We start from the raw sequence: 21170 nt of genomic DNA, 5'->3' as shown, positions 1-21170 counted from the left end.
AATGGATTGGAGAAGAACCAAGACCATTTTCATCATCACCTTTCTCATCCTCAATATATTCCTTGTCTTTCAAATCCTTGAAAAAAGGGAAAGCAATCAGCTAGAAATATTGGCAGAAGCTTCTATGGAAGAGCAGTTCAAGGTAGATGAAATATCTTATGGCGCCTTGCCGAAAGCACCGGACAAAGCAAGTTATATCAGTGGAAACAGTTATGTATTTTCAGAAGAGGATAAGAAAAAGTTGACGGAACAAGGGCAAAAAGCGGAAATTATAGACGAAATCAAGCTGAGCGCAACTTGGGAAGAGCCGATCCCATTGCCTGAAATGAATATGATCACCAGGTTGGAGACGATTTTTCAAGAAGAATTGTTATTTGGTGATAAGTATGAATTCTGGGGATATAACCCACTCAACAAGACCCTTATTTTCTTCCAACAATATGATGGGAAAAACATTTACAGCAATTCAAGTGCCATGGTGGTTGCCTATTTGAACGACCTGAACGAATTGATTTCTTACGAACAAACTTATATTGTGGACTTGGAAAAAATGGATGTGGAACAAGACGTTATACCAGTCCTGGATGCACTTTATAACCTGTATGGCACTGGAGACCTGAAGCCGGGAAGTGAAGTGGGGAATGTAAAGCTTGGTTATTACACCCTGGTGGATTATACGAATTCCCATGTGTTGATCCCGACTTGGCATATCGTCGTGAATGATAAAGAGGACTTTTTCGTCAACGCATTTGAAGGGTCCGTCATTAAAAAAGAAATACGAACATTGGAGTGAAGTGACATGAGCCTGCATTTTAGCGTGCTAGCGAGCGGCAGCACAGGAAATGCAATTTATGTCGCAACAGAGGAGCATTCTTTATTAATTGATGCTGGTTTGAGCGGCAAAAAAATGCAAGAACTGTTTAACGGAATAGGCAGAAAAATAGAAGATCTATCCGGAATCTTAGTTACACATGAGCATAGCGATCACATTAAGGGGCTTGGCGTGCTTGCGAGAAAGTACAAGCTCCCGATCTATGCCAACGAAAAGACATGGAAGGCGATGGACGGCCTGGTCGGCCTCATCCCGACTGAGCAAAAATTCAATTTTGAGATAGAACAAGTGAAAACATTCGGGGGACTGGATGTTCAATCATTTGGTGTTTCCCACGATGCAGCAGAGCCGATGTTCTATTCCTTTCATGATGGCGATAAAAAGGTTGTCGTCATCACCGACACAGGCTATGTGAGTGACAGGATGAAAGGCATCATTTCTGACGCCGACGCCTATGTTTTCGAGAGCAATCACGACGTTCAGATGTTGCAGATGGGACACTATCCATGGAGCATCAAACGCCGTATTCTAAGCGATGTCGGCCACGTATCCAATGAGGATGCGGCCCTTGCCATGGCAGATGTCATGGGAGACAAAACGAAGCGTATTTATTTGGCGCATTTAAGTAAAGATAATAACATGAAAGATCTAGCGAGGATGTCTGTCCAGCAAACACTTGCCACTCAAGGAGTCATCGTGGGAGAACAAGTAGAGTTGTATGACACAGACCCTAATAAACCAACCGCGCTTGCTTTCGTGTAAAAGTCTTAGGCTTAAAGCGCCTTTCTTTTTGTCTTTTTTCCGGACTTTTTACACAAAGCGGCGTACGAGACGATTGGTTACGACGTGAGACGTGAAAGAAAGGAAGGACAACATGGGATATTACGACAAACAAGATCCATCCGAACATTCTAAACAAAAAGGAAACAGAGGAAAGTATTTTCTCCCTGGAATTGTAGCCTTGTCACTTGGCGTATTACTACTGGTGGTGGCGTTCCCCGGACTAACTGGAAGAGGTATGCCAGATGGAAGTCAGCGTCAGGCGGTAGAGGAGCGCGAGCAGCTGCTTGAACAGCCCGAATCCGGCGGGACGTCAGCGGAAATCCGTAATGTTTCCGTTAATGTAACGTCAGGTGTCACTGAAGCGGTTGATAATGTTGCAGAAGCAGTGGTCGGCGTCATTAACCTGCAGAATGCCTCCTTCTGGAACGACACAGAAGTGGAAACAGACGAAGAAGGAGAAGCAGGGACAGGCTCTGGGGTCATCTATAAGAAAGAAAACGGGAAAGCCTATGTGGTGACGAACTATCATGTTATCGAGGGAGCAGGTCAGGTCGAATTGAGCCTAGTAGACGGGACAAGGGTGCCTGCAGAAGTGCTTGGGGAAGATCCGCTGACAGATCTTGCTGTATTATCCATGGCAGATGAGATGGTCACAAAGGTTGCGGACTTCGGTGATTCTGACAGCGTCCGGACAGGGGAGCCTGTTATCGCGATAGGGAATCCACTAGGATTGCAATTTTCCGGTTCTGTAACACAGGGAATCATCTCTGGAACAGACCGAAGCATCCCTGTTGATGTGAACAGGGACGGCACACCTGACTGGCATGCAGATGTCATGCAGACGGATGCTGCCATCAACCCTGGTAACAGCGGAGGGGCATTAATCAATATTCAAGGGAAAGTCATCGGCATCAACTCGATGAAAATTGCCCAGTCTGCGGTAGAAGGAATCGGTTTAGCCATTCCGGTCAACTCGGCGATTCCAATCATTAACGATCTCGAGAAATATGGTCAGGTTAAGCGTCCTTATTTTGGTGTTAGCATCGGCTCGTTGTCGGATGTATCCAGTTACCACTGGCAGCAGACATTGAAGCTTCCAAAAGCGGTTAGTGCAGGCGTCTATATTACAGGAGTGGCTCCTGGTTCACCGGCAGCAAACGCAGGTTTGCAAGAGTATGATGTAATCGTGGAGCTGGACGGGGAACAGGTTCGTGATGTGATCGAGTTGCGCAAACATCTCTATAACGAAAAACAGGTCGGCGATAAAATGGAAGTTACATTTTATCGAGGCCAGGATCAAAAAACAACGACCGTTGATTTGACAGAAGACACAACCGGCGAATAAGGAAAAAGGGGAGGGATAATAGAAATCTCTCCTCTTTTTGTTTCCACACATGTGGATAAATGGTATCCTAGTGAAGTTAATGCAGGAATGGAAAGGAATGTGGATAAAATGAAATGCTGTTTAGAGCATATTGAATTAGCGATGGAAATGTACATAGATGAGCACGAAGAAGCACCAATTCTAGAGATGTTACCAGAGGAAGAAAAGTTATCAACATCCTGTGAATTTTGTAAAGAAGCTGCAATATATATGGTGGGGAACTGATATTCGCCCACTAAATGTGGATAGAAACTGTTGATATGTGGATAACTTTTGTGGATAAACTGTTTGCAAGGTGGTATGACATGTGAATATCTCAATAATCACAATTGGAAAACTGAAAGAGAAGTATCTGAAACAAGGGATAGATGAATATTTGAAACGCCTGAGTGCCTATGCAAAAATAGACATCATCGAGCTCCCAGACGAAAAAGCACCCGAACAACTAAGCGACGCCGAAATGGAACAGGTGAAAAACAAAGAAGGCGAACGGATCCTCGCGAAGATTTCCGATGACACCCATGTCATTGCTTTGGCGATTGAAGGAAAGCAACGCTCTTCTGAAGAATTGGCAAAAGAAATGGACAAGCTTGCGACATACGGAAAGAGTAAGATAGCGTTTGTTATCGGGGGATCATTAGGTTTAAGCAGTGATGTGATGAAAAGGGCGAATGATACATTGTCTTTTTCGAAGATGACATTTCCCCATCAATTGATGAAATTGATATTGTTGGAGCAGGTTTATCGGGGGTTTAGGATTAATCGGGGGGAACCGTACCACAAATAGAGGCAAAGGGCGACCGTCAGCTTGTATAATCGTTATCCTTTTTCTCAGGTCCTTTTTTGCTAATAATATTCTTCTCTACGGAAACGATAAGACAAACGAAACTTTATAGATTGGTGGCCGGGAGAATGAAGGTATTATCTATGATTCAGCCCTGGGCAAGTCTTTTTGTCCTTCGAGAGAATGAATTTGAAACAAGGTCATGGAAAACAAATTATCGCGGGCCGCTGGCCATTCATACAAGTAAAAAAATAGATAAGGCAGTCTGCAGGCATGTGGCCATCCGTTCGCTGCTCGGTAAGCATGGATATACAGAAGAGACCCTACCGACCGGAATGATCATTGCTGTAGGCCGGCTTGAAAATTGTCTGAAGATAACTGAAAAAAATCAGACATCAGCAGTCCTGGAAAATGGACAAATCGTATCAGGAAATGATTTTTTTTTAGGAGACTTTAATGTGGGAGGATATGCTTGGGAGTTTCAAGACATGAAGATCTTGAATGAACGTATCCCTGCAAAAGGCCAGCTTGGGTTATGGGAAACTGATTTATTATGAAAGGCGATGGAGGTAAGCAGTATTTCACTTGTACATAGGAATTACGGATTAATTTTTAAACTGAGGTGACTTTAATCGAGAGGGAGATTTAGTGATCTTTGGATTTTACAAAGGCTTTCCGCCGTGTTTTGAAGCAAGTGTGGTGGCCATTATTTTACCAATTCAAGTATCTTCATCCTGAATATGAAATTGATGATTACAAGGATGGCAAAAGGTATTTGGATTTTGCTTATATTCGCCCCGGCATTCGAATTAGCCTTGAGGTCGACGGATATGGTCCTCACCTAATGAATATTAGCAGATGGCAATTTTCTGATAAACTAGAACGTCAAAACCAGCTGGTAATTGATAGATGGACCGTGATCCGCTTTTCTTTTGACCAAGTGAAACAGAATCCTCGTAGATGCCAACAGGTTGTTCAGCAAGTGATAGGCAGATGGCTGGGTGATGAGCTGGACCAGACCTCTCTGTCCATTTTTGAAAAGGAAGTGCTTCGGCTAGTAATTCGAAGAGGGGAAGAGGTATACCCAACAGAAGTTGAGAAATATTTGAAGCTAAGTGACAAGACTGTAAAAAAATACTTACCCAACTAGTCGAAAAAAAGATGCTGATTCCCGCATCTGGAACCAAGAGAATCCGGTCTTATCGGCTAGGAGATCAGGTTAATAACCCAGTCTGAATAATAGACGGAAGAACTCCGCTTAATTATTTATTCAATTTAAAAATAGCTAAAATAGACGGAGTATTTCCGCTTATTTACTTAAAAGACGTGGAAATGTGATATTTTACTTTTCATAACCGGAAAATCTTCTCTTATTTACCTCGAAACGAGCTCTATTTCGACTTTAACCGGAGTATCTCCGCTTATTAAATCAAAGGGCCAGGTTCCTCAACTCGTCTACGCTTTTTAGCATAGTTGTATCGAGGTGCGATTGTTTGCAGTGACAGTAGAGGAAAGGGGCATTAATCATATATAAATACTTTTTAGCAAAACGAAAATTTCCACTACCTAAATAGTCCATTAGAAACCCTATTTTCCAATTAGTCAGAAAAATATGATTATTTATTCCCACCTCTTTATTTTTCTTTTAGTCTTATCTATTCATTTTTCGGAACCCGAAAGGTATCGGCCGAAAAATATAGAAATCCTTCTATGAAACTACATATAAGCATGGAGGGATTTAGAATGAATAAGATATGGAAAATTTTAAGTTCAACAGCTTTGGCAGCTTCTTTACTGGCTGTACCGACAATGGGTTCTGCTAACCCGGGGCCGAGTCCGCAACCGAATGAAACTTTGCCTATCAATGGGTACATCAATTATGAGGAGCTTGGTAGAAAATTAGAGCAGATCCAACAGACAAGTAAAGGAAAGGTAACAGTGGAGACTGCCGGCTATACGAATCAGGGTCGCGGCATTTACAAGGCGTCTGTGGGGCGTGGCGATAAGGTGGTCCTGATTCAAAGTGAAATCCATGGTAACGAGAAAACAGGTACAGTTGCCCTACTCAACATGTTACAAAAACTTGGATCAAGCAACTCTCCTGAAGTAAATAGAATATTGGATGAGCTGACGATTGTGGCCATTCCTATGCTGAATGTGGATGGCTCTGAGCTGAGCCGCCGTGCAAATGAGATGGAATGGGCAGAGGTTGTGGCAGCATTCCCTCAGCTAGCAGAAGTCTCGCCTGCATGGAACTACTATTCCTTTCCTGGAGTCTGGAATTATGACCAGAACCCAGGCTTTGACGTGAACCGTGACTTCAACCCTGACCTGGACTATGTTCCACAGGCGGAAGATTTCCCTGGGACTTCCAGTGCCTATGGATGGTATATCACACCTGAAGCACAAACAGTGAGAGATGTGTACAAGGAGTTAAAAGCTGAATTCGGCAATGTGGATGTGTTCGTGGATCTCCATCACCAAGGATTCCCGTATATCGAAGGGACGGATGACAGAGTGACCATGTCGATCTCAGGAAAGTTTGTCACCAATCCAAACAGTCCTGGCGGGGAAAAATATGCTGCCTATGCCGATAATTATGACTACGACTTCTCCCGCCAACTGAACTTGGCACTTTATGATGCCCTGCAAGCAAAAGGGGAATCGGTCTTCACCAATATTTCTCTATATGATCAAAATATTGACCTACCTGGAACGGCCCTTGGTTCCTTTGCATTAAACGGAAGTGGGACCGTCCTTTTCGAAGTAAGCGGCCAAACCCAGAACTTCGGGCAAAAGAAAAAAGGGCAGCTGGTAAAAACAGTGGAAACGGGTCTGATGGGCATCATTAACGGTGTAGCAGATGGCTCTGTGAACGATCTGGATCCAGAAAGATATGAGGATATTCCTTTAAGTTCGCGTACTCCTGGGTTTTAATAGAATCAGGTACTCAAGGGAACAGGTGATGCAGTCCGTCTACGCTTTAAAGTGTAGACGGGTCGTTTGCCTGTCCCCTTAACTCTGTGTCGGGCAGATGGGCCTTCCCTTTGTCGCTTCACCCCTTGACAGTGCTAAAAATACAGATTATACTAACTATTAAGTTTTAGAATTTTGCTAATTTAATATGTAAATTCTCTTATCAAGAGAGGCGGAGGGACTGGCCCTATGATGCCCGGCAACCATTCTTATGTTTTTGTAAGGAAAGGTGCTAATTCCAGCAAGACACTTTTAGTGTTTTGGAAGATGAGAGAGGACAGAGTATTTTTAATACGTAAGCCTCTCTTCTTTTAGGGAGGCTTTTTATTTTTGCTTCCCAATACATATTGGGGGTGACGAACATATCCATTCGAATTCAAGGAGCACCAAGCTTTTATAAATGCCAGGTGGATGTACTGCAAGAATTGCCCGCGCTCTTAAAGGAAAGAAATATTCGTTCCTTGCTTATCATCCATGGCGAGAAGTCCTTCCAGGCCATCCGACCGTATTGGCCGGAGCTTGCGGAAATTGAAACTACATATGTTGCTTACTCTGGTATATGTTCAGAAGCTGAAATTAAAAGATGTAAAGAACAGGCACACTCCTTACATATCGATGCTGTCATTGGAATTGGCGGAGGGAAAGTCCTTGATCTTGCAAAGGCTTCAAGCCACGAGGCTGATAAGGATGTTATCCTCATACCAACCTTGGCTTCTACCTGTGCAGCCTGGACACCGTTAAGCGTCATTTATGATGAGGAGGGACGTTTCCAAACCTACACCGTCTTTCCACGAAGCGCCTATATGGTCCTTGTAGAACCAAGAGTGATTCTTGAAGCGCCTTTAGAGTATTTAAAGGCTGGGATTGGGGATACGCTCGCAAAATGGTATGAGGCAAATGCCCTTGTACACGATTTGGAGTATACGCCATTGCCTGTTGAGGTAGCACTGTATGCGGCCAAGTTAAGTAGGCACCGATTGTTAGAGGAAAGCCATCAAGCTCTGATAGATTGCGAGAAAGGCAACTTATCCTCTTCTGTCCTCACCATTATGGAAGCGAATATTTTGTTGGGGGGAATGGTAGGGGGATTTGGGGATGAGTATGGAAGAGTGGCCGGAGCCCATTCGATTCACAATGCTCTCACGCATCTCCCTGGCACAAAGGGACTCCTTCACGGGGAAAAGGTGGCATATGGAATTTTAGTACAACTTGCACTGGAGGGGAACGAAGAAGAAATCAAAGCGCTGCTCCCATTCTATAGACAAATAGGGTTGCCATCCTCATGTAAGCACCTATCTATCCAGGGGCAGGAAGATATCCGTACAATCGCTGAAAAGGCACTGTTGCCTCAGGAATCCATCCACTTTATGAAAGAGAAATTCAAGGAGCAAGATATAGTTGCTGCCATTGAAAAACTAGAAGCATTACAAAAAGAAGGAGAGAGAAATTAATATGAAAAAAATAGCTGTTTTATGCATGAGCATTCTTTTATTGTTGGTAGTCACCGCGTGTGGTGGAGAGCAAGGAGGAGGGCAAGCGTTAAGTGAGGATAAGTTGAAAATTGGCGTGACCGCGGGCCCTCATGAACAAGTTTTAGAGAAGGTTAAGGAAGTAGCAGAAGAAGATGGCCTGGAGATTGAAATTGTCGTGTTCAACGAGTATGTAATGCCAAATGTGGCCCTTGCAGAAGGGGAATTAGACGCAAATAGCTTCCAGCACAAGCCGTACCTGGATAAGTTTAAAGAAGACCGGAACTTAGATCTTGTAGAGATAGCTACTACAGTTAACTTTCCAATGGGAATGTATGCTTCTTCCATTAAATACGTAAGTGAATTAAAAGATGGGGATAAAGTAGGACTTCCCAATGATCCAACAAACGGGGCCCGCGCCCTTATCCTTTTTGAACAAGCAGGATTAATTAAGCTTAAAGAGGGCGTGGGAGTTGCTGCTACCGTAAAAGATGTGGAGGAGAACTCTTTAAATCTTGAATTCGTGGAACTTGAGGCATCTCAAATCCCGCGTCAGCTAGATGAGTTGGCTGCTGCTGCGATTAACACAAACTTTGCTGTGGAACACGGACTTGTACCTACGGAGGATTCCATTTTCATGGAGCCAAGTGACTCTCCTTGGGTAAACTTGCTGGCTGTTCGCACGGAAAACAAAGATGACCCAGTCTTAGAGAAATTGATCAAAGCTTATCATTCAGACGAAGTGAAGCAATTTATTGAAGAAACATTTGGAGGTTCTGTTGTTGCATCTTGGTAAAAGAGGGAGCTGCTATCTATAGCGGCTCTTACTTCTTAGAGTAGGAGGAAAATAATGATTAAGTTAGACCATCTAGAAAAGACATTTATATCAAAGAAAGGAAAGGTAGAGGCATTGCGCGATGTTTCCTTGGAGGTCCAAAAAGGAGAGATTTATGGTGTGATCGGTTATAGTGGTGCAGGGAAAAGCACGTTGATCCGGTGCGTAAATCTTCTGGAAAGGCCTTCTAAGGGGAAGGTCCTGGTAGACGGAACGGACCTTACTTCATTATCTTCACAGAAACTGTTACTTGCCCGAAGAAAGATCGGCATGATTTTTCAAGGCTTTAACCTCTTGAAGACAGCGACGGTTTACGATAACATTGCCATTCCCCTGCGTTTAACAGGCTTGCCCAAGTCTAAAATTGATGAAAGGGTAAAAAAGTATTTGTCTATCGTTGGATTGAATGATAAGACGGATGCCTTTCCCGCTCAACTTTCTGGAGGTCAAAAGCAACGGGTCGCGATTGCCCGTGCATTATCACATGAACCAGAGATTTTATTAAGTGATGAGGCGACAAGTGCCCTCGATCCTGATACAACAGAATCTATTTTAGACCTATTATTAAAAATCAATGAGGAGTTGGGAATAACCATCCTTCTCATCACTCATGAGATGCACGTTATCCAACGTGTCTGCGATAGAGTGGCAGTTATGGAAAATGGGAAAATTATTGAGCAGGGAAAAACCGTAGATATTTTTACTCGTCCAAAAGAGGAAACGACGCAAAAATTCGTCAATAGTCTGTTTAACCATCAGCTAACAGATGAGATTACCAGAACCCTTCAAGACTCAGGGAAAATTGTATCTTTTAAGTACATCGGATCCTCTTCGAACGACCCGGCACTTGCGACTATCAGCAAAAAATTTGATGTGTACCCAAACATTCTTTCTGGAAATATCACACAGCTCAAAGGAATCCCCTTTGGAAGCTTGCTTGTACATTTAAAAGGTTCAATAGAAGAAACAGATAAGTCCATTCAATACTTAAAAGAACAAGGAATCATCATAGAGGAGGTGCCTAGACGTTGAAAGCATTTATTGACAATTGGGGAATAGATATTTGGGAGGCAATAATTCAGACTTTCCAAATGGTTTCGATTTCCTTATCCATATCTATTGTGATTGGTTTGCCTCTTGGTGTTTTCCTTGTTCTAACTAGGCCAGGGAAAAGTCTTGAAAACAAATACCTCCAAGGTTTCTTGAACACTATCATTAATATCATCCGCTCTATACCATTTATCATTTTATTGTTCTTCATTCTGCCGTTCACTAAATTTCTTGTTGGTACCTCCATTGGTGTGAAGGGTGTGCTTGTACCACTTGTTGTGTATACAGCCCCCTATATTGCAAGGCTGATGGAATCTTCTCTACTACAAGTGGATAAAGGCATTCTAGAAGCATATGAAGCGATGGGAATAAAGACAAAAGACATCATTTGGAATGTTATGATTAGGGAAGCAAGATCATCTATCGTCTTAGGCTTGACTATCGCAACAATAGGATTGATTGGGGCGACTGCGATGGCAGGACTGGTTGGTGCTGGCGGATTGGGTGACCTGGCCTATAGATACGGGCATCTTCGCTATGAAGTGGATGTTATGTATGTCACCGTATTTTTACTGATCATCCTTGTTCAGGGATTACAGTCACTTGGAAATACCATAGCATCAAAGCTTAAGAAAGATTAGGTATCTATTATGAAACTATATCATTTTGCCGACCTAGAAAAAAAAGCAGAAAGTATCTTAGATTCTCATCCCTTCACTTATATAAAAAGTGGTTCAGGTGATGAGGAAACCATGGGAGATAATATAGCAGACCTTCGAAAATGGAAAATAAGGCCAAAATTTCTACGAGATGTTTCCAAGCGCGACCTATCCATATCTCTCTTTGGAAAAAACTATAAAACACCCTATCTTCTAGCTCCAGTCGGTAATCTGGGTATTGTTCATCCGGAAGCTGAACTAGCTGTTTCCCGGGCTGCCAAGCAGGTAGGAATCCCGATCATTGCCAGCACAGTCATCTCTTTTTCACTTGAAGAAATTGCAGCGGAGGCCGGAGATAGATGGTTTCAGCTATACTGCAGCAGTGATATGGATATTACCTTAAGCTTCATTAGAAGAGCCGAGCAGGCGGGATATGGAGCAATCGTCATTACAGTGGATATGCCGGCTCTTGGTTTTAGAGCAGCAGATTTAACCAATCAATACGCTCCATTCAAGCTCGGAGCGGCATCTGGGAATTATTTTTCGGACCCTGTTTTCCAAGAGAAATTGGCCTGTTCGCCGAGCCATGACTTTCAAAGGGCTGTTGATGAACAATTGAAACACCTATTTGCACCTGGATTCTCTTGGGAGGACGTTGCCGTCTTGCGAAAGGCCACTACACTTCCAATCCTCTTAAAAGGAATACTGCATCCATCAGATGCTAAAAAGGCTATAGAGTTCAAAGTAGACGGGATCATTGTGTCCAATCATGGAGGGAGGCAGCTTGATGGCTGCATCTCCTCCATTGCAGCCTTACCGGAGGTTGTTGAGGAAGTGGAAGGGCGCATCCCTGTTCTATTTGATAGTGGCATCCGAAAAGGGGCCGATGTGGTGAAAGCCCTGGCACTTGGGGCAGATGCTGTCCTATTGGGCAGGCCGTATGTTTATGGCCTTGCAATTAATGGCGAAGAAGGGGTTCAAGAAGTATTAGATAACTTCATTTATGATCTTGATGCAACCATGGCTACTGCGGGAGTGGATGCTGTTTCTGCCTTAACTCGTGATATATTAGTGAGGAAATAGACTGATTGCAAGGTTCTTGCTGATTTAAAATCTGTTGCATTTTGATATACTCCCGTTACTGTGCCCCGAATTCTATTGAAATTTCGTGAGGTCAGATTAGTTAGCAGCTGATTTGCAGCCAACACTTCTTGATGGTGATGAATTCCCAGCATAAAACGTCCCCTTCCTATATTGGAGCGGGATATTTTTATTGGATTAAGTTGACCAGCTTACCTAAAAATCTGAATGGGTGACCCGTTTATTCTTTAAAGCACAGGTGGGTAGAAGTACCTGTCCCTCCAACCAAGATATCAACTAATTATCTAGATTTTTTAAATCTTTATAAAGAATCTTTGTAAAAAAAAGCGAAAGAATGGATCCTATTAGTAAAAGTGCCATATCCCACTGGGCGTCCCATATATCTCCTTGCATACCTAAAAAATCTTTTGTGACTTTTCCCTCATTCCCTATTTTTGCACTTGCCCACTCAATGATTTCATAGAAAGCCCCGATTGCTAGAGTAATACATAGAGCAATAAAATTTGTGGTTTTACTTTTAGATAAAGCTGTTTTTCTTAATAATATCTCTATTATAACTAACACAATAGACCCTTTAAGAAAATGACCGAACCGATCATAATGGTTTCTTTGTAAATCAAAATAATCTTTGATCCATGAAAAGAGAGGGACTTTGGAATAAGAATAATGCCCTCCTATAAACGTTAAAATGACTAGAAGGGTAATGATGACATAGGAAACAGTGGTTAGGCGAAACCGATTGTATGTTGATATTAAAAAGATTAAGACTAATACGGAAGGTAAAACCTCCACCAACAAAATCATATAACCTTCTTCAGGTTTAATTAGAGACCAAATAAGAACAAGTATAACTACAAATAAGAAGAAAAAATGCATCGGATTTTTTATTTTATGTAACATTCAAATCACTCCATCAGAAACCAAGATATTTCTAGTATTTGCTATACATTTATATTTTATTGAACAAGAGTAGTTTTGAGATTGTAAAACCTCATTTAGGTACATATAAGTAAATGAATCAAGGGAATCAAGGTACCTGTCCCTCTTGCCCATTTCTATGAATACAAATACCTTCCCAAGGGTATTCCTCAACTAAAAAGGGTGATAGCCATGGCTTTCGATTACGACTTGGACTTTGAGAAGATAGATTTTCGTAAAAATCCTGAAATGTATAGGGTTGGCAGAGGGGAATAGGGTGTCTTGCTTGTGGAACCTTATAAAAGTGATATCCTACAGCATTGGCGCTTTAAGCACCCGGAAATTGCTCGGGAGTCATCTGAAAAAATCTATCAAATGTTTCTTGATTATAAGGAGAAAGAGGATTTTGTCGGGATGGACAGGGCAAGAAAATTCCTGCAGATGGGCTTTACGCGGGCCCGCCGTTACACCAATTATAAAGGAGGAAAGTTATCGATGAGATCCAAGTCGTAGATGGCAAAGCAAAAATTAATGTTCCGAAATTCGATGCTAGTGGCACGGGTATGCAGATTACGACCAGCATGAAGTGACGATTGATAATGTCGTACTAGAAGTGAAAAATCCGCCTACAAGCAAGATTAAAAACCATACTTTTAAAGAAGGCAGCGCTTCATGGGCTTTATGGTCGGATGTTGGAGCAACCTCAAAGATTAACGACGAAAAGACTGAAACTACGATTCCATCTGTAGGAAATAATGTAAAATAAAAAATTAAAGAAAACCTTCCTAAACTTGGTTTAAAGGAAGGTTTTCTTTTTATGCTTAAAGACAAAGAAATCATTTCTTTTCCATCAAAATCAATTTATGTTCTTTTAAAAATTCTTCCAGTAATTTAGATGCCTTTTGTTCGGTTAGGTGTTCTGTTTTTAGACAGTAGATTCCTACCATTTGACCAAAGTTTTTAAGGGTTGGGTAGAGATCTTGTGGGAGGTTCAGTTGGTAGAAATCATTTTCAAAGAACATACACCATACGTTTTGGTTTTTCACCTTCAAGAGGATGGCTTCCAGATCGTGGCCGTCCTTGTAGTAGCCTGCATGCATGTGGTAATTGTCATCCAAAAGCATGTTTATCACTCCTTTAATATTAATTGTATAGAAGAAACGTTAATAGAAGCTTAACTAAACCTTAAGTAAACCTTAAATTGAGGATTATTGTCATATTCCAGAAGAGTTATTAGAGAAGTATAGGGAGGATTAATAATGGAATATATAAAGGTCACTGAAGAGGCTTGTCGTTCTGTAATCAATTGACAAAAAAATTGCCTCAAAAGCCTATTGCTAATATACTTAAACAGGAAGTATAAAAAAAATCTCTCATAAATGAAACTTTCTTTTTATGAGGGCGTATGTATGTATGTGAATTCTAATTCTCACAGTATATCAGTATAGAGGTGTTGTAATGAGTTTTTTTAAAAAGCTTTTCGGGAACAAAGAGGTAATCCGGGAGGTCAAGGAGAGAACAGTACTTTCGATTGAAGTGGGAGATATTGTGGAGTATGACCTTGAGGATTATCAAGTTGTAAGCAAGCTGATATATAATGCCCATGGCTATGAATGGATTGCCTATCAGCTTCAGCATCCAGACAAAACCATTTGGCTTAGCGCGGAAATGGATGATGAGCTGAATGTAGGTATTTATAAGAAGGTACCTGCATTAAAGCTGCAAGAACCATTGCCTAAAGAAATCAACTATGCTGGTAAAACTTATTATTTTGATGAGTCGGGTGTAGCTAGAGTCAAAGGAGAAGGCAGAGGCAAGAACGTAAATAACATGGAATGTAAGTATTTCGGCTATTGTGATGATGAGGAAGAAGAATTTCTATCTGTTGAAGTATGGGGCACTGAAGTGGAAGTAAGCCATGGTTATGAGATAGAGGAATTCGAAATCAAAATTATTGCAGGCCAATAAAAATATAGGAGGAATGTTGAGATGTTTGCATTTTTTAAACGAGTAAAAACGGTTGTTGATTCTGAGCTGAATTCTATGCTTGATAGAGCGGAAGACCCGGTTAAAATGCTTGATCAGTTTATGAGGGAAATGGAAGCAGATATACGCGACGCAGAAAAAGCGGTAGCAAATCAAATTGCAAACGAGAAAATGCTGCTAAAGAAACTGCAAGATGCGGAAAAGATGGTCAACCAGCGTGAAAGTCAAGCCATTAAAGCATTAGAATCTGGAAATGAAGATTTGGCAAGAAGAGCTTTAGAGGATAAAAATGCACACCTAGCTACTGTTAATTCCTTTAGAGAATCTCATATAATTGCGAAAAAAGACGCAGATGTACTTAGAGCTAAGCTGGACGAAATGAAAAATGAATACAATGAAATGAAATTGAAGAAAGATTCCTTAAAAGCAAGAGCGGAATCTGCTAAAACGAGAACGAAAATGAACCGTGCAATGTCAAGTATAGGTGGAGATGAAGGGCGTAAAGGCTTTGAACGCATGGAGGAAAAAGTAATGCGATATGAAGCTGAAGCAGAAACAAGTGATGATCTTCGTAGCTCAAGCCGCAGTTTAGATGATGAACTTGCTGCATTGGATAAAGGGAATGCGGTCGATGATGAACTTGCTGCATTGAAGAAAAGGCTTGGAAAAGAATAACTTTTCCAAGCTTTTTGAAAGAGAAATTCGTGAATAATGGCAAAGTTGCATAGAAAGTGGGGGAACCGATGAAAAAACCACTTCTTAGCCTCATACTCACTTTTACCTTACTGTTGTCTGCATGCTCCTCTGGAAGTAGTGGGCTGTTTAAAGATGACATAGTGGATTTTATCAGCAATGAGTATAGAATCTATGATACTGTATCCAGCGTAACGGACTCAGAGAACTTTTCAGAGATTTACATTGCAGAAGATCGGGAACTGGATGAAGTGGCATCGACTATTTCATCCCATGAACAACCCGAAGAGATGAGTGAGAGGAAGGACGGAAAGCAAGTACTGGTATATGACAATCTTTTTGTTATCTTAACAGTGGATGAAGAAGATTCGTCCAATACCTTTATTGAAGTAGCGAACGAGCAGTTTGTACGGAATAATTATAGCCCGGATTTTTTTGACGGCTTATTGGCCTATTGGCTGTTGAGTAACCTGCTAGGTAACGACTGGGGAAATACACAAAAGCAAAAGTGTCAACGAAACCCGGATAATTGCTATGGGGGTTATGGGCCATCAGGTGGAACGTTTAAAGGAAGTAATCAAACCCCAACGATCCGTAATGGAGGTTCGTCTGTTCGCGGCGGCGGCCCAGGAGCGGGGAAATAGGAGAAGGAGGCAGTCATATGGAAGCTATTTTATTAACCTTGATGTATTTTGCACTAGCCGTAGTGATTGTCATTGTTGGATTAGTCATTTTTGAAATGATGACAAGGAAGTATAAAGACTGGGATGAAATACACAATGGTAACCATGCAGTTGCCCTATCAATTACAGGAAAAATCATCGGAATTTGTATCGTCCTCGCTTTTTCTATCTATCACAGCGCACAATTACTAGATACTTTGCTGTGGGGTGGAATCGGAGTCGTTCTGCAAATGATTGCATATTTATTATTTGAATTGTTCTCGAGAAAATTTTCTGTTGAAGAAGAACTGAAAAAGGGTAATGTTTCTGTTGGTATTATCAGTATAGGAGTATCTATTGGATTAGCCTTGGTAATTGGCGCGTCCATTACGTAAAATCTCCCGATAAGGGGCTTGGAAAATGCTAACTAGTCAAAAGAAAACCAATGCCATTTACTGGTCTTCAGGGATTGTGTCCATCTGTGGAATTATATATGAGGTTTTATTTGGAGCGGCAGGTTCTTATATTTTGGGAGATGGGATCAAGCAATATACGTTGACCATCTCCCTCTTTCTTACTGGTATGGGAATTGGGTCTTACATAAGCGAGAAAGTCACACGAAACTTAATCATATCCTTTGTATGGATTGAGTTTCTTATTGCCATCATTGGCGGGGTATCTACGTTTCTTCTTTTTGGAGTGACAGCTTTTTTAGCCGAGGGAACAGATGCATTTTTCCTCTATTTTGTCACTCTTTTAGTGGGCACTTTAACGGGTGTAGAACTCCCAATCCTCATTCGGAAAGCGAATGAGATTGGAGAAACGCTGAACAGAAGTGCAGCGAGAGTCCTATTTTCCGATTACGCAGGGGGCCTAATAGGAGGCCTTTTATTTTTATATATACTTCGCCCGCAATTCGGTTTAGTTAAAACAGCTTTTATTGTTGCGACCATTAATGCATGTGTTGCCCTTTGGCTTTTATATTATTTCAGAGATGAGATTAAGCGGGTGAAGACGCACGCTACAGCAGGCCTTTTCATTATACTCCTCCTATTCAGTGGCATCTTTTTTGGGGAGGAAATGGCCTTTAGCTTTGAGCAAAGACTATACCGTGATCCCATCATTTTTAATGAGCAAAGCACATATCAGCAAATTATCTTAACAAAAGAGCAAGGTGATCTGAGGCTGTTTTTAGATGGACAGCTCCAATTCAGTTCCACTGATGAATATCGGTACCATGAAACACTGGTGCATCCAGCAATGGGACTCAGTGAAAACAGGGAAAACGTACTGGTTTTAGGCGGGGGAGATGGTTTAGCAGTGCGGGAGCTTCTCAAATATGAGGAGATTAAATCTATTACGCTTGTTGACCTCGATCCCAACGTCGTAGAATTGGCAAAAACAAACCATGACCTTGTGGATCTTAATGAGCAAGCCTTCGAGGATAAAAGAGTGAAGGTCGTACATGAAGATGCCTTTAATTTTTTGGAGAAGTCTTCGGATCTTTACGGGACCATCTTGGTCGATTTACCGGACCCAAACAATGAATCATTAAATAAGCTTTACACATTAGAGTTTTACCAATTAATTCGCAACCACTTGCTCCCTGGCGGAAGTGTTATGATTCAGGCAACAAGCCCAACCTTCGCAACAGAAGTATACTGGGGCATTGATAAGACCGTACAAGCAGCTGGTCTAGAAACTTCGAATCTCCATGTCGATATTCCAAGCTTCGGTGATTGGGGGTTTGTCTTAGCAAAACGCGAACCGGTTCATTGGGATGATATTTCCATTGAGGTTGAAACGGAATTTTTAACGACGGAAGTGCTTACCGGACTGCGTGCATTTGGCAAGGATGTCGATGCAGATATAGTGGATAAAAATGGGGAGCAGGTCAAGCTTGAAGTTAATACTCTTATAGATCCCAATCTGCTGGAAAAGTATTTGAAGGCTTGGCGGGATTATTAAGTAGCATAATGACAAATCAAAGGAGAGTAATCGCCATCTAGTAAGAGATAGTGATTATTCTTTTTTTGATACAATTATCCCTGCTAAAAAGAAAAATGGTAAAATAGGGGAAAATAGTGTTGGGAAGTGAGTACGAGTGTGGATACTGCAACGGCTTTTTAAAAGTATGATCAAAACAAATAATTTTGCAATTGTTCTCATCTCCATTTTAGTGATTGGCGGAAGTTCGTTCATCATGCATTTATTAGAGCCCGATACGTTTCCGACGGTATTTGAGGGGTTATGGTGGACAATGACGACAGTGACCACGGTAGGGTATGGAGATGTGTCTCCAGCAACGGTTTATGGCAAAACCTTTGCGATGTTTTTGTTTATCTTTGGGATTGGGCTAATTGGTGTGTTGATAGGAAAGGTCGTAAATCTTTTGTCATTATATCAACGCTTGAAGGAGGAAGGAAAGTTGAGTAGTAAAAAAATGAACCATTTCATTTTTGTTGGCTGGACGGAAAAGACGAGGCGTACGATGGAAGAAATCCTAGAGGACAATCCGAATGCACCAATTGTTTTAATAGATTTGAAGACAACCAAACCATGTGATTTAGAGATTGACTATGTGTGTGGGGATGCAAGTGAAGATGAGGTTTTGTTAAAGGCAAATGTCCTTGAAGCAAGGTCTGTTACCATTTTTTCAGATGAAATGATTGATGACGCTTCTCTTTCTGATGGAAAAACACTGCTGGTTGCCTCCTCGGTGGAACGGCTTGCTAAATTGCATCATCGAAACATTTATACGATTGTGGAAATACGTAAGGAAAAGAGCATTCCGAATTTCACTCATGCCAATGTAGATGAGTTTGTTATCTCTGGAGATACAGTTTCGCGCCTAATGGCAAAGGCAACTTTGTATAACGGTTCCACGCACCTGTTCAGCCAATTAACGAGTAGAATGAACGGTGATAATATTTATGAGATTCCAGCAGATCCTGCCTGGAGTACCTATAAGCATGCCTTTCACGCAATCCTCGATAAAGGGGCAACCCTGCTGGCAAATGGAAAAGAACTGGATATTAACCGGAAACTTGATGAAAAAATCCCAAACGGAGCAAAGCTTTACATCATCTGTGATAAAGACACCTACGAAACAAAGTTTAAAGTGGGGTAAATAGTAAAAGGTAAGGAAATAAATGGGTGGGTCACGCACCTGTCCCTTCAACCTGAGAGGACTGACAAACATGGAAGAAGTTTATTTTGCAGGTGGATGTCTGTGGGGTGTACAGGCATTTATGAAAACATTGCCAGGTGTAACGTTTACGGAAGCGGGGAGAGCGAACGGAACTAGTCATACACTTGAGGGGGAGTATGATGGCTATGCGGAGTGTGTGAAAACCGAGTTTGATCCGCGAGTTGTTACTTTGACTAGGTTAATGGATTATTACTTTGAAATAATTGATCCGTATAGTTTGAATCAACAAGGAGTGGATGTTGGAAAGAAATATAGAACGGGAGTGTATAGTGAGCATACTGAACATTTGGAAGAGGCAAGGACGTTTATTAGTAAGAGAGCTGATTGTGATCGTATAGTCGTGGAAGTACTACCACTTACAAACTATGTGAGAAGTGCAGAAGAACATCAAGACAGGTTAACTAGATGTCCTGAGGATTATTGTCATATTCCAGCAGAGTTATTGAGTAAATATAAATAGGGTTTAGGGGACAGGTCCATCAGCCTGTTTGCACTTTAAAGCAAAGATGGGTCGACCTCCTTTTCCCTTCAGTCCAAAGGAGGTAAGTATGTATGTGGAGGTTTGTCAGGCGCTTAAAGTTTATCTTCACCTTTTGGAGGTTCATTCCTTTTTTAATAGATTATTTTAGATCAGGCGAAGTATCCGGGGCGAAAAAGATAGTTGGTGTGTTGTTCCTGCTCGCTTATTTGATTTTCCCTTTTGATTTGATTCCGGATTATCTTTTATTTTTTGGTGTGTTGGATGATGTGATGATTGTGACGTTTGTGTTGGAGCGTATAGTGAAAATAGCACCTGCTTCGCTAAAGGAGAAGTATAAGCTTTTAGAAAATAAAAAGTAATGTATGGGGTGGGGGTGTTGGAAGAAAAAGTAGCTCCTTTTCTTATCTTGTTTGCCGCTGTCCTTTGGGGGACCACAGGCACGGCACAGACTTTTGCGCCTGAAACGGCACATCCGGTGGCCATAGGTGCCGCCCGCTTAGTTGTTGGCGGCCTTTTTTTATTGGCGCTTGTTTTTATGACCGGCGGGTTGAGCTTGAAAAATTGGCCAATCAAGGCAACGGTCTTAGCTGCTTTAAGCATGGCGCTGTTTCAGCCTTTGTTTTTCACTGCCGTTACGATAACAGGTGTAGCAATCGGTACAGTGGTTGCAATAGGGAGTGCTCCGGTGTTATCGGGTTTTCTTGAGTGGATCTTTCTCAAAAGGCGTCCGAGTAGAATTTGGTGGAGTTCGACTGTTTTATCTATTTTGGGCTGCATGATGCTTTTTCTCCATAAAGATTCTGTCGTGGTCGATCCTATTGGCGTATTAATGGCATTGGGGGCAGGGCTTTCGTTTGCCGTATACGCCATTGTCAGTCGGGACATGGCCGGGAAATTTCCGTCTCTTTCTATTGTAGCGGTGGTGTTTACACTTAGCGCCGTTTTTTTAGCACCTTTTATGCTTGTATTTGATATGACATGGGTGACGGATGTGCGAGGGTGGGGCATCGTTCTTTATCTTGGTGTGATGACGACGGGAGTAGCTTACATGCTTTTTGCGAGAGGTCTTACGCATGTTTCCTCTTCCACAGCGGTTACCCTTGCTTTAGCAGAGCCGTTGACGGCGACCTTATTCGGCGTATTTTTGCTTGGGGAAAACTTGAATGCCACTTCATGGATAGGAATGGTCCTATTGATGGTTGGGATTGGATTGTTAATAGTTGGGGCCAACGGGACAGGTAATTCTGCCCGTCTGTCCGTTAAAGGGTAGAAGGGTCAGTGCCTGTCCCCTAAACCCCGCAGCGTTCCCTTCTATGCGATTTTCCTTTATAATGTAGAAGTATAAG

At 41.8% G+C, this 21170-nt stretch carries 25 protein-coding genes, 1 pseudogene and 1 riboswitch; of the genes and pseudogenes, 24 read left to right on the top strand and 2 right to left on the bottom strand.

From position 1 onward, the window contains the following. Nucleotide 1: 1 nt before the first annotated feature. From LG307_RS21880 to LG307_RS21820, 13 genes are all read left to right on the top strand, one after another. On the top strand, nucleotides 2–793 hold the full coding sequence (locus tag LG307_RS21880; protein WP_404446622.1) for a two-component system regulatory protein YycI: 792 nt from the start codon (nucleotides 2–4) through the stop codon (nucleotides 791–793). 6 nt (nucleotides 794–799) lie between these two features. Continuing rightward, the gene (locus tag LG307_RS21875; RefSeq protein ID WP_404446619.1) at nucleotides 800–1594 is read left to right on the top strand and encodes an MBL fold metallo-hydrolase; all 795 of its coding nucleotides are present in this window, start codon (nucleotides 800–802) and stop codon (nucleotides 1592–1594) included. 112 nt (nucleotides 1595–1706) lie between these two features. After that, nucleotides 1707–2960: a S1C family serine protease gene (locus LG307_RS21870; RefSeq protein WP_404446616.1), complete on the top strand. Its 1254-nt coding sequence runs from the start codon at nucleotides 1707–1709 to the stop codon at nucleotides 2958–2960. An 87-nt stretch (nucleotides 2961–3047) separates the two neighbouring features. After that, entirely contained in the window at nucleotides 3048–3224 is a 177-nt protein-coding gene (locus tag LG307_RS21865) for a CxxH/CxxC protein (RefSeq protein ID WP_404446613.1), read from the top strand. An 82-nt stretch (nucleotides 3225–3306) separates the two neighbouring features. Next, entirely contained in the window at nucleotides 3307–3786 is a 480-nt protein-coding gene (gene rlmH, locus LG307_RS21860; RefSeq protein ID WP_404446610.1) for a 23S rRNA (pseudouridine(1915)-N(3))-methyltransferase RlmH, read from the top strand. Between the two features lie 125 nt (nucleotides 3787–3911). Beyond that, complete coding sequence (locus LG307_RS21855) at nucleotides 3912–4340, top strand: 2-oxoglutarate dehydrogenase E1 (RefSeq protein ID WP_404446607.1); 429 nt, start codon at nucleotides 3912–3914, stop codon at nucleotides 4338–4340. A 98-nt stretch (nucleotides 4341–4438) separates the two neighbouring features. Beyond that, entirely contained in the window at nucleotides 4439–4933 is a 495-nt protein-coding gene (locus LG307_RS21850; RefSeq protein ID WP_404446604.1) for a DNA-binding response regulator, read from the top strand. Between the two features lie 593 nt (nucleotides 4934–5526). After that, nucleotides 5527–6720 carry a M14 family zinc carboxypeptidase gene (locus LG307_RS21845; protein WP_404446601.1) on the top strand — a complete coding sequence of 398 codons (1194 nt, stop codon included), beginning with the start codon at nucleotides 5527–5529 and terminating at the stop codon, nucleotides 6718–6720. A gap of 196 nt (nucleotides 6721–6916) precedes the next feature. Next, nucleotides 6917–7033, top strand: a riboswitch (SAM riboswitch). Nucleotides 7034–7112: 79 nt separating this feature from the next. After that, nucleotides 7113–8210 carry an iron-containing alcohol dehydrogenase family protein gene (locus LG307_RS21840; protein WP_404446598.1) on the top strand — a complete coding sequence of 366 codons (1098 nt, stop codon included), beginning with the start codon at nucleotides 7113–7115 and terminating at the stop codon, nucleotides 8208–8210. A 1-nt stretch (nucleotide 8211) separates the two neighbouring features. Then, nucleotides 8212–9024 (top strand): MetQ/NlpA family ABC transporter substrate-binding protein, encoded by an 813-nt coding sequence (locus tag LG307_RS21835; protein ID WP_404446595.1) that lies wholly within the window; start codon nucleotides 8212–8214, stop codon nucleotides 9022–9024. A 54-nt stretch (nucleotides 9025–9078) separates the two neighbouring features. Next, a complete protein-coding gene (locus LG307_RS21830) occupies nucleotides 9079–10095 on the top strand; it encodes a methionine ABC transporter ATP-binding protein (protein ID WP_404446592.1) in 1017 nt (338 codons plus the stop codon). A 59-nt stretch (nucleotides 10096–10154) separates the two neighbouring features. After that, entirely contained in the window at nucleotides 10155–10754 is a 600-nt protein-coding gene (locus tag LG307_RS21825) for a methionine ABC transporter permease (protein WP_404450530.1), read from the top strand. 9 nt (nucleotides 10755–10763) lie between these two features. Next, nucleotides 10764–11855: an alpha-hydroxy-acid oxidizing protein gene (locus LG307_RS21820; protein ID WP_404446589.1), complete on the top strand. Its 1092-nt coding sequence runs from the start codon at nucleotides 10764–10766 to the stop codon at nucleotides 11853–11855. Between the two features lie 294 nt (nucleotides 11856–12149). On the opposite strand, the gene LG307_RS21815 is transcribed toward LG307_RS21820, so the two are convergent. After that, a complete protein-coding gene (locus tag LG307_RS21815; protein ID WP_404446587.1) occupies nucleotides 12150–12773 on the bottom strand; it encodes a DUF2238 domain-containing protein in 624 nt (207 codons plus the stop codon). Nucleotides 12774–12983: 210 nt separating this feature from the next. On the opposite strand from LG307_RS21815, the pseudogene LG307_RS21810 reads away from it, so the two are divergent. Both LG307_RS21810 and LG307_RS21805 read left to right on the top strand, forming a co-directional pair. After that, nucleotides 12984–13280, top strand: a pseudogene (locus LG307_RS21810) (DUF4385 family protein); the annotation flags it as partial. Between the two features lie 97 nt (nucleotides 13281–13377). Next, nucleotides 13378–13557, top strand: coding sequence for a hypothetical protein (locus LG307_RS21805; RefSeq protein WP_404446584.1), 180 nt, complete (start codon nucleotides 13378–13380; stop codon nucleotides 13555–13557). Between the two features lie 70 nt (nucleotides 13558–13627). Here the strand turns inward: LG307_RS21805 and LG307_RS21800 are convergent, their stop codons facing one another. Beyond that, nucleotides 13628–13915, bottom strand: a complete 288-nt coding sequence (locus LG307_RS21800; RefSeq protein ID WP_404446581.1) for a DUF3986 family protein — start codon at nucleotides 13913–13915, stop codon at nucleotides 13628–13630. Between the two features lie 334 nt (nucleotides 13916–14249). Between LG307_RS21800 and LG307_RS21795 the strand changes: the two genes are divergently transcribed. The 9 genes from LG307_RS21795 (at nucleotide 14250) to LG307_RS21755 (ending at nucleotide 21094) form a co-directional block, all read left to right on the top strand. Then, entirely contained in the window at nucleotides 14250–14759 is a 510-nt protein-coding gene (locus LG307_RS21795) for a DUF4178 domain-containing protein (RefSeq protein WP_404446578.1), read from the top strand. Nucleotides 14760–14780: 21 nt separating this feature from the next. Further along, nucleotides 14781–15452 (top strand): PspA/IM30 family protein, encoded by a 672-nt coding sequence (locus LG307_RS21790; protein ID WP_404446575.1) that lies wholly within the window; start codon nucleotides 14781–14783, stop codon nucleotides 15450–15452. A gap of 68 nt (nucleotides 15453–15520) precedes the next feature. Then, the gene (locus tag LG307_RS21785) at nucleotides 15521–16114 is read left to right on the top strand and encodes a DUF4247 domain-containing protein (protein WP_404446572.1); all 594 of its coding nucleotides are present in this window, start codon (nucleotides 15521–15523) and stop codon (nucleotides 16112–16114) included. Between the two features lie 17 nt (nucleotides 16115–16131). After that, nucleotides 16132–16527 (top strand): DUF350 domain-containing protein, encoded by a 396-nt coding sequence (locus LG307_RS21780; RefSeq protein ID WP_404446570.1) that lies wholly within the window; start codon nucleotides 16132–16134, stop codon nucleotides 16525–16527. 25 nt (nucleotides 16528–16552) lie between these two features. After that, nucleotides 16553–18100, top strand: a complete 1548-nt coding sequence (locus LG307_RS21775) for a polyamine aminopropyltransferase (RefSeq protein ID WP_404446567.1) — start codon at nucleotides 16553–16555, stop codon at nucleotides 18098–18100. A gap of 136 nt (nucleotides 18101–18236) precedes the next feature. After that, nucleotides 18237–19262, top strand: a complete 1026-nt coding sequence (locus LG307_RS21770; RefSeq protein ID WP_404446564.1) for an ion channel — start codon at nucleotides 18237–18239, stop codon at nucleotides 19260–19262. 70 nt (nucleotides 19263–19332) lie between these two features. Next, nucleotides 19333–19803 carry a peptide-methionine (S)-S-oxide reductase gene (locus LG307_RS21765; protein ID WP_404446561.1) on the top strand — a complete coding sequence of 157 codons (471 nt, stop codon included), beginning with the start codon at nucleotides 19333–19335 and terminating at the stop codon, nucleotides 19801–19803. Between the two features lie 92 nt (nucleotides 19804–19895). Further along, on the top strand, nucleotides 19896–20183 hold the full coding sequence (locus tag LG307_RS21760) for a YkvA family protein (RefSeq protein WP_404446558.1): 288 nt from the start codon (nucleotides 19896–19898) through the stop codon (nucleotides 20181–20183). 17 nt (nucleotides 20184–20200) lie between these two features. Then, a complete protein-coding gene (locus LG307_RS21755; RefSeq protein ID WP_404446556.1) occupies nucleotides 20201–21094 on the top strand; it encodes a DMT family transporter in 894 nt (297 codons plus the stop codon). Nucleotides 21095–21170 lie beyond the last annotated feature (76 nt).

Source organism: Sutcliffiella horikoshii (genome assembly GCF_044809035.1).
Classification (GTDB): domain Bacteria; phylum Bacillota; class Bacilli; order Bacillales; family Bacillaceae_I; genus Sutcliffiella_A; species Sutcliffiella_A horikoshii_G.
Note: the sequence above shows the minus strand (reverse complement) of the source record. Positions and strands in the feature narration are given on the sequence as shown.

Coding starts and splice junctions, on each gene's coding strand:
- LG307_RS21875 (WP_404446619.1), top strand. CDS start 800: ATGAGCCTGCATTTTAGCGTGCTAGCGAGCGGCAGCACAGGAAATGCA.
- LG307_RS21775 (WP_404446567.1), top strand. CDS start 16,553: ATGCTAACTAGTCAAAAGAAAACCAATGCCATTTACTGGTCTTCAGGG.
- LG307_RS21825 (WP_404450530.1), top strand. CDS start 10,155: ATGGTTTCGATTTCCTTATCCATATCTATTGTGATTGGTTTGCCTCTT.
- LG307_RS21835 (WP_404446595.1), top strand. CDS start 8,212: ATGAAAAAAATAGCTGTTTTATGCATGAGCATTCTTTTATTGTTGGTA.
- LG307_RS21785 (WP_404446572.1), top strand. CDS start 15,521: ATGAAAAAACCACTTCTTAGCCTCATACTCACTTTTACCTTACTGTTG.
- LG307_RS21820 (WP_404446589.1), top strand. CDS start 10,764: ATGAAACTATATCATTTTGCCGACCTAGAAAAAAAAGCAGAAAGTATC.
- LG307_RS21815 (WP_404446587.1), bottom strand. CDS start 12,773: ATGTTACATAAAATAAAAAATCCGATGCATTTTTTCTTCTTATTTGTA.
- LG307_RS21790 (WP_404446575.1), top strand. CDS start 14,781: ATGTTTGCATTTTTTAAACGAGTAAAAACGGTTGTTGATTCTGAGCTG.
- LG307_RS21880 (WP_404446622.1), top strand. CDS start 2: ATGGATTGGAGAAGAACCAAGACCATTTTCATCATCACCTTTCTCATC.
- LG307_RS21800 (WP_404446581.1), bottom strand. CDS start 13,915: ATGCTTTTGGATGACAATTACCACATGCATGCAGGCTACTACAAGGAC.
- LG307_RS21845 (WP_404446601.1), top strand. CDS start 5,527: ATGAATAAGATATGGAAAATTTTAAGTTCAACAGCTTTGGCAGCTTCT.
- LG307_RS21765 (WP_404446561.1), top strand. CDS start 19,333: ATGGAAGAAGTTTATTTTGCAGGTGGATGTCTGTGGGGTGTACAGGCA.
- LG307_RS21870 (WP_404446616.1), top strand. CDS start 1,707: ATGGGATATTACGACAAACAAGATCCATCCGAACATTCTAAACAAAAA.
- LG307_RS21855 (WP_404446607.1), top strand. CDS start 3,912: ATGAAGGTATTATCTATGATTCAGCCCTGGGCAAGTCTTTTTGTCCTT.
- LG307_RS21760 (WP_404446558.1), top strand. CDS start 19,896: ATGTGGAGGTTTGTCAGGCGCTTAAAGTTTATCTTCACCTTTTGGAGG.
- LG307_RS21795 (WP_404446578.1), top strand. CDS start 14,250: ATGAGTTTTTTTAAAAAGCTTTTCGGGAACAAAGAGGTAATCCGGGAG.
- LG307_RS21830 (WP_404446592.1), top strand. CDS start 9,079: ATGATTAAGTTAGACCATCTAGAAAAGACATTTATATCAAAGAAAGGA.
- LG307_RS21780 (WP_404446570.1), top strand. CDS start 16,132: ATGGAAGCTATTTTATTAACCTTGATGTATTTTGCACTAGCCGTAGTG.
- LG307_RS21865 (WP_404446613.1), top strand. CDS start 3,048: ATGGAAAGGAATGTGGATAAAATGAAATGCTGTTTAGAGCATATTGAA.